Raw genomic sequence first — 7,349 nt, forward strand, 5'->3', positions numbered from 1 at the left:
TCCACAATCTTATGGGGTATTAATCCGAATTTCTTCGGGCTATCTCCCACTTAAAGGAAGGTTACGTACGTGTTCCGCACCCGTTTGCCGGTCGCCACCCAGTATTGCTACCTGTGCTGCCCCTCGACTTGCATGTATTAGGCCTGCCGCTAGCGTTCATCCTGAGCCAGGATCAAACTCTCCATTGTAAAGAAGTTTTGATACTGACTGTGTAATTTCTCTCGAAATTAGACGTCATTTATCTAATGTTTTCGCTTGACATTACCTGTGTATAATGTTTGCTGTTGTTTCCATTCTTTCAAAGAACTTTAGCTAAGCCATTCGCTTAACCTTCGTCAATGTCCCAGATCCGATCTGCGTGGCACTCCCTGCCTGACATCTTTTATTTTAAGAACTCTCTCGTTTGTTTCCCGTTTCGCATCGTTTGCGTTGGGGTTGCAAAGGTGTATCAAATTTTCATTACCACCAAATATTTTTTGAAGATTTTATTTTAGCGATCATTTTAGCAACAACCATTCTAAATTCAATAACATAGGACTTTTCAGCTGGCTATGCCTCATCAAAAAAAGAGAAATTCTATACCTGGGAAAGAGCTTTTGTATGCGTTGCTTTCTATCAAAGCGGGACGCAAAAGTAGGAGTTTTTTCATTACCACCAAATAAATCTTGAAAGATAACTGGCATGATTATATTAACCCACTATTTATCAGCATATTAAGAAAAAACTTTTTACTGCACCGGCTCATTCAATAGCCCCTCCGGGTAACTTACCCTCATCAAAAACAAACCCTGAGGCGGTACCGCAAAATCAGCATTCACACAATTCTGACTCTCTATCGCCTCCCGGAATCCCTGCATACTCAGCTTCCCCCGGCCTACCCGCAACATCGTGCCCACCATTCCCCGCACCATTCCCCGCAAAAACCGGTTCGCCGTTACATTATACACGATGCGGTCCTCTCCCGCCGTCCAGGCGGAGGACATAATATTGCAGTTGTACGTCTTCACCTGCGTATTCCGCTTCGAAAATGTCATAAAGTTCTGGTACTCCATCAGCACTCCTGCCGCTTCCTGCAACAGGCCCACATCCAGTCGGTAAGGAAAGAAATAGCCCCTGTCCTGCAGGAATGGATCCTTGTGCATATACAAGGTGTATTCATACGACCTGCTCAGGGCCGCAAAGCGGGAATGGGCATCATCGGCCACCTGGTATACATGTCTTACCACCACATCCGGTGGCAGAATCGCATTCACCTTATACAAAAACTGAGGATGCAAGGGCTGCTCCATATCAAAATGCAGGAAATTCTGTAACGCATGCACGCCCGCATCCGTACGACTGGAACCCGTCGTCACTACTTTGGTTCGCATTAACAGACTAATAGCGTGATCTATGGCAGACTGCACCGTGTTAGCGTTATCCTGTACCTGGAAACCGGCAAAACTGGCCCCTTTATATGCTACCTCAATAAAATATCTCATAATTCCGATTGCAAAACGCGAAGTTACGTGCACAAAAACAAAAAAGGCCACAAAGTTGCTTTCATACAACCTTGTGGCCTTCCGGATAAATTTATGTAATCTGCTATCGGTGCAGCATTGCTCTGAAACGTCCTTTGTAATAACTGTCAGATAATAAGCTCTCCATATTGGCATATTCATCTGAATGATACGCCTTCGGATAAGCCAGATCCAGCAAGCGATACCTGGATTCATCTGTTCCCATTAACTGTACAAGTGTCTTGATCTGGGAAGACTCCAGGCAATAACCTTTGGTCTGTTTGCGGAATGCATCCAGCATACCATCATCATCTTTTCCCGCCACAAATTTTCTCAACATTTTGCGGAAGGTATCATCATCCATCACCTTTCCACAATCAGAATTGATCATTTTCAGGGAAGAGTTCTTAGGCGCCGGAGTCGCTTCTGTGGCCACCGGGGCAGCTACATCAACATTCTCTCCTGCTGTCTCCTTCTTTTTCTTTTTATCTTTTTTGCTCTCCTTCGGATGATCTATAGATAAATCACTCACTTCATACCCGGTAGGATCATTCACTACATTATTGGGATGCTCAGATGTATCTATAGTATCGATCTTTTCAGCCAGTTTACTACGCTTCTTCTTTTTACTGCCCGCCGGCGCTTCTTCTACAGGAACCGTTGTTTCTACCGATGCATCACCTGTTGCCTGTGCTGGTGCAGGTGCTGCTGGTGCCGCTACACTGCCTGCAGGTGGTGCCTGATGCCCACCTGTATCCAGAAAATCTATGAAAGCCGGATCATCCGTTTTTTTCTTTCGCTGCCGCTTTTCCTTCTTTGTCAGAGCAGGCGTCTCTTCCTTCACTGGTTCAGTCACTGCCGGAGCAGGTTCTGTAGAAGGACTAACTACTTCCGATGAAGATTTTGCTGGTGGAGCCGGTTCTGTGGATGGACTGCTTGTTTCCGCAACCGGCTTCGTTGCCGGGGCTTCGCTTGCCGGCGCTTCCGTGCCAGGCTGTTCCTTCGGTGGAGCCGTTTCTGCTGCTTTATTTTCTTCAGCCAGTACTGCGCTGGCCAGTTGTTTTTCTTCTTCTGTCAAAGGCTCCCGTTCTCTCCTTCTTCTCCGTTTCTTCGGCGCTTCCGGTGCTTCCGTAGCCGGCACTACTGTCGGAACCGCTGCCACAGGTGCTGCTGCCGGCGCCTTAGGTTCTTCCACTGGTATATCATCCGGACGGTCGTCGCTTACCACCTTATCCAGGGCCTGGGAGAATTTATTGGACTGCTTTACAGGCCGGGTTCCCGGGCCTACCGCCACTCCGCTTTTCGCAGGAAATGTAGAATCAAGATCTTTCTTTAAAGAAGCCATCATGGCCTGTTTCTGCTGATCTTCTGAAACAGGTACTGGTGGCGCTGGTACGAGTGCAGTATCTGCGGATGCGGGAGTTGGTGCAGCAGTTGTTTCAGACCCATTTGCTGCTACTGCCGGAGCTGTTGCAGTTTCCTGGGCTGGCGCCACTTGTGCTGCCGGCGTCTCTTCTGCCGGTGCTTCCGTTGCTGCTACTGCATCTTTTTTCTTCTCCTCTCCGGGTCTTATCACTGCAAAAGTCTGCAGATTGAATAACGCATATCCGCGGTCGCCATCCTGCTTCAACAGGTATCCCTGATCAGCCGGTCCGGTAACACGCACCAGGTATTGACGCTCCGGCACATCACTTTTTGCGAAACCTATCCGGAGAGACGCCGTACCTGCCGGCATTTTGGAAAGGATCACATAACCCCTGTCTGACGACGGGATCAGTTTTCCATCATATCTAACATAAAAAGGCTGGGATCTTTCACTTTGTATATATACAAAATACTGTTGTTCCTGGGCCACCATACGGAAGGTCATCCCAAGAAAGAACAATGTGAATATAGATCTCTTGAAAAATTGCGGCATACACATTTCTTGAATAACTACGAATGACGGACAACTCCGTCATTCCAGATCGCTTATGATTGATTTAATTAGTTACAAAATCTATTCCAAGATAACCAGTACTTCCCCCTTCTCTACTGCCGTACGTTCCTTTACCTTTACCTCTTTCACCACGGCATCCGCCGCAGCTTTGAATACATTCTCCATTTTCATGGCCTCCAGTATCAATACCGGATCGCCTTTTTTAATGGCTTGTCCCGGTTCTACCAGCACTTTCAGCACCAACCCCGGCATAGGCGCCTTCAGGTCATTCACTTTACGGGTCAGCGCATCTTTCATACCCATTTCCGCCAGCAACTGGTCGATCGGTTCCTCTATAGCCACCACATACTCCTGCTGATCGATCATAATAGTAACCGTTTTTGTATCCCGGTCCACTTTGATCACCTGGGCCACAAAGCTCCTTCCGTCCAGTATAATACTATGATTACCATTGGGAAGCGCTACACCCGACCACGTGACGGGTTGGCCATTCAAGGTAAAAGGGAATATCTCCGTGTTGACTACAAACGGCTGATCTCCATTCACAATTGCTTTTATCATAACATGGTAATTTAACTGGACAGCGACAAAAATAACATTTTTAAACACTTACCGGCCGCGGGTTTTGCGAATGATCCTGAATTATGGCCAATTATCATGATTTAGTTAATATTAACAGCTCAGATCACAATTATTTGTGATAAAACCTGTTAATTCGTGCCAAAAACAGTTTACAATCATGTTAAAACCTTTGCAGCACACGCTCAAAAGTGTACTGTTGGCCAGTATCTCAGGGATAATATACCTTACCCCGGTTGCCGCACAACAGGCTCCCTCACAGCAGGAAGATCCCGCCCTTAAAATCTATCGCGCCACCTCAACAAAAGTGCATGACCTCGTTCACACTAAACTGGATGTTCGTTTCGATTATGCCAAAAGATATCTGATAGGAAAAGCCTGGATTACCCTGAAACCGCATTTCTATACGACAGACTCCCTCACGCTCGACGCTAAGGCAATGGATATCAAACAGGTAGCCATTGTAAAAGGTGGAAAGAATGTTCCGCTTAAGTACAAGTACGACAGTCTGCAACTGCATATTGCCCTCGACAAGGACTACCAGAGAACCGAGTCCTTCACGGTCTATGTGGATTATGTAGCCCGTCCGGATGACGTAAAATCTGAAGGCAGCGCTGCTATTACAGATGCCAAAGGTCTGTATTTTATCAATCCTGACAGCAGTGTAAAGAACAAACCGGTACAGATCTGGACACAGGGTGAAACAGAATCCAGCTCCGCCTGGTTCCCTACCATAGATCGTACGGCCCAGAAATCGACCGAAGAGATCAGTATCACTGTAGACAAAAAATATGTAACCCTTTCCAACGGTAAACTGGTGAGCCAGAAGAACAATGCAGACGGAACCCGTACCGACTACTGGAAAATGGATCTGCCTCACTCCCCTTACCTGTTTATGATGGCAGTAGGCGACTTTGCGGTCATTAAGGATCAATGGAAAGGCAAAGAAGTGAATTACTACGTAGAAAAAGCATACGCTCCTTATGCCAAAGCTATTTTCGGTAACACCCCGGAAATGATGACCTTCTACTCCAACATACTCGGATATGAATATCCCTGGGCAAAATACTCCCAGATAGTGGTAAGAGATTATGTGTCAGGTGCCATGGAAAATACTACCGCTACTATTCATGGCGATTTCCTGCAGAAAACAGACAGGGAACTCCTGGATAACAACAACTATAACGAGGCGGTGATCGCTCACGAGTTGTTCCACCACTGGTTTGGCGACCTGGTAACAGCAGAATCCTGGAGCAACCTGACTCTGAACGAGTCTTTTGCAGATTATAGTGAATACCTCTGGATGTCCTATAAATATGGCAAAGACGCTGCGGATGATCATGCCTATAAAGCAATGCAGAGCTACCAGAAGTTTGCCCAGTACTCCGGCGACAGAGACCTGGTACGCTTCCACTACCATGATAAAGAAGATATGTTCGATGCCATCAGCTACCAGAAAGGTGGCCGCATCCTGAACATGCTGCGCAATGTGGTAGGTGACAGCGCCTTCTTTAAATCGCTGAACCTATATCTCAAAACAAACGCTTTCAAGGCTGCTGAAGCTCACCAGCTGCGTCTTGCTTTTGAAGAGGTAAGTGGCCAGGACCTGAACTGGTTCTTCAATCAATGGTACTTCGGCCAGGGTTATCCTGTACTGGATATCAATTCCAGCTACAATGAAGGAACCAAAACCGTTACCGTTAGGGTAGAACAGCAACAATCCGGCAATAAGCTCTTCCAGTTACCAGTAGCTATTGATGTTTACGCGGGCGGTAAAAAGGTACGTCACCAGGTGACCGTCACCGATAAGGTAAGCACTTTCACCTTCCCTTCTGAAGCAAAACCAGAACTGGTTAACTTCGACGGTGATAAAGTGCTGCTGGCCACTAAAACGGAGAACAAGGATATCAATGCTTATATCTTCCAATACTCCCATGCGCCGCTATACCTGGATCGTCGGGAAGCTATCGAAGCATGTCTGAAAGAACAGAGCACCAATCCGGCCGCACTGAAAGTGGTAGCCGCTGCCCTGAAAGATAAGTTCTATGGACTGCGCGCACTGGCCATCAATGGCCTGAAACTGACAGATCCTGCGGTGAAAGCAGCCACTTTCACCACCCTCCAGGAACTCGCCAAGAAAGATGAGAATGCAACAGTACGTGCCGCAGCGCTGGCACAGCTGGGTACATTGAAAGACGTTAAATTAACGCCGCTCTTTGAGGCCGCTGTAAAAGACCGCTCTTATGCCGTTGCAGGCGCAGCCCTTGAAGGCCTGGGCACCCTGGATATTGAAAAGGGTTACACACTGGCCAAACAAATGGAAAAAGATTCTAAAGGTGCGTTAAGCAATGCCATCGCAGGTATATACGCGCAGAAAGGCAATGAAGCAGATCTCGCTTTCTTTGCCAAAACCTTCAACGAAGCCAGTGGTCAGGATAAACTGGATGCAGCCATCCAATACCTGTCCATCCTGAGTCTTGTAGATAATACCGACGATGTGCTAAAAGGTGTAGAGGATATCAAACAGATGGCGCTTTTGTTCAACAACAAAATGGTTAACAATTACCTGGTAAGTCTCTTGCAGCCAATCGCCAGGAATAAAGAAGAAAAAGCCGAGATGGCCAGCCCAGATAAGAAAGCAGGTTTGCTAAAGCAAAGTGCTTTTATGAAGAAGGTAGCGAGCGAACTGAAGAATTAAGTAAGCTCAAGTATAAAGGAAAAGGGGTTCGTCTGAGACGAGCCCCTTTTTTATTGCATTAAGTCGTGATAGAGTATAAACAGAGATTCGGTCAGACTATAGCACGATCCTTAAGCTATAGGCCCTGTAGTCCTACATTAGGCCTACTGCTCTATAGCCAACGCTATAGAGCAGTGCCTACAATGCTATAGTAGAGAGCCTATAGGATATAGCTTCCACACTGTCGGTACACTATCTGTACATTATCTAACCAGGTATCAAACTTCGATATAAACAGTATATGAAACCTGACAAGCTATGGTTCTCCTATGGGTATCTTACGTTCATCCTACGTCCAAAAACGTAAGATGAACGTAAAATACCCATAGGAGAACCATAGCTTGTCAGGTCCTGAAATAGGTTTACACTTTAAAAAGTGTAAAACATGCAAAATTCAAACAATCAGGGACGCAAGGGACGTCTGGGCCCGCAGTTCCAATATGAGCAGTCGTTCATGGACAAAGTAGTGGCCGATTACATGGCCGGAGACCAAAGCATGAGCCAGGTCGCAGCTCGTTATAGGATCACTAAAACCCAAGTGGCTTATTGGTACTCTCTTTTTTCTTCCGAACTTAGGCAAACGACTTTGGAAAAA

The 7,349-nt window shown here is 46.6% G+C and carries 5 protein-coding genes and 1 rRNA gene; 2 read left to right on the top strand and 4 right to left on the bottom strand.

What is annotated here, in order from left to right; all coding sequences use genetic code 11:
* The 4 genes from BLR32_RS33655 to BLR32_RS33670 all read right to left on the bottom strand — a co-directional run.
* Positions 1 to 188 (bottom strand): 16S ribosomal RNA (locus BLR32_RS33655); the annotation flags it as partial.
* Positions 189 to 728: 540 nt separating this feature from the next.
* Positions 729 to 1,481, bottom strand: coding sequence for a tRNA pseudouridine(38-40) synthase TruA (truA, locus tag BLR32_RS33660; RefSeq protein WP_089839124.1), 753 nt, complete (start codon positions 1,479 to 1,481; stop codon positions 729 to 731).
* Between the two features lie 103 nt (positions 1,482 to 1,584).
* Entirely contained in the window at positions 1,585 to 3,417 is a 1,833-nt protein-coding gene (locus BLR32_RS33665; protein ID WP_176842526.1) for a DUF4476 domain-containing protein, read from the bottom strand.
* Positions 3,418 to 3,498: 81 nt separating this feature from the next.
* Positions 3,499 to 3,999: a biotin/lipoyl-containing protein gene (locus BLR32_RS33670; RefSeq protein ID WP_089839128.1), complete on the bottom strand. Its 501-nt coding sequence runs from the start codon at positions 3,997 to 3,999 to the stop codon at positions 3,499 to 3,501.
* A 178-nt stretch (positions 4,000 to 4,177) separates the two neighbouring features.
* On the opposite strand from BLR32_RS33670, the gene BLR32_RS33675 reads away from it, so the two are divergent.
* A complete protein-coding gene (locus BLR32_RS33675; protein ID WP_089839130.1) occupies positions 4,178 to 6,715 on the top strand; it encodes a M1 family aminopeptidase in 2,538 nt (845 codons plus the stop codon).
* A gap of 424 nt (positions 6,716 to 7,139) precedes the next feature.
* Positions 7,140 to 7,349, top strand: a 210-nt coding sequence (locus BLR32_RS34300; protein ID WP_218124297.1) for a hypothetical protein, incomplete at its 3' end; no start/stop codon positions are given.

Source organism: Chitinophaga filiformis, assembly GCF_900102545.1.
In the GTDB taxonomy this organism is placed as follows: Bacteria; Bacteroidota; Bacteroidia; order Chitinophagales; family Chitinophagaceae; genus Chitinophaga; species Chitinophaga filiformis.

Coding starts and splice junctions, on each gene's coding strand:
- truA (WP_089839124.1), bottom strand. CDS start 1,481: ATGAGATATTTTATTGAGGTAGCATATAAAGGGGCCAGTTTTGCCGGT.
- BLR32_RS33665 (WP_176842526.1), bottom strand. CDS start 3,417: ATGCCGCAATTTTTCAAGAGATCTATATTCACATTGTTCTTTCTTGGG.
- BLR32_RS33670 (WP_089839128.1), bottom strand. CDS start 3,999: ATGATAAAAGCAATTGTGAATGGAGATCAGCCGTTTGTAGTCAACACG.
- BLR32_RS33675 (WP_089839130.1), top strand. CDS start 4,178: ATGTTAAAACCTTTGCAGCACACGCTCAAAAGTGTACTGTTGGCCAGT.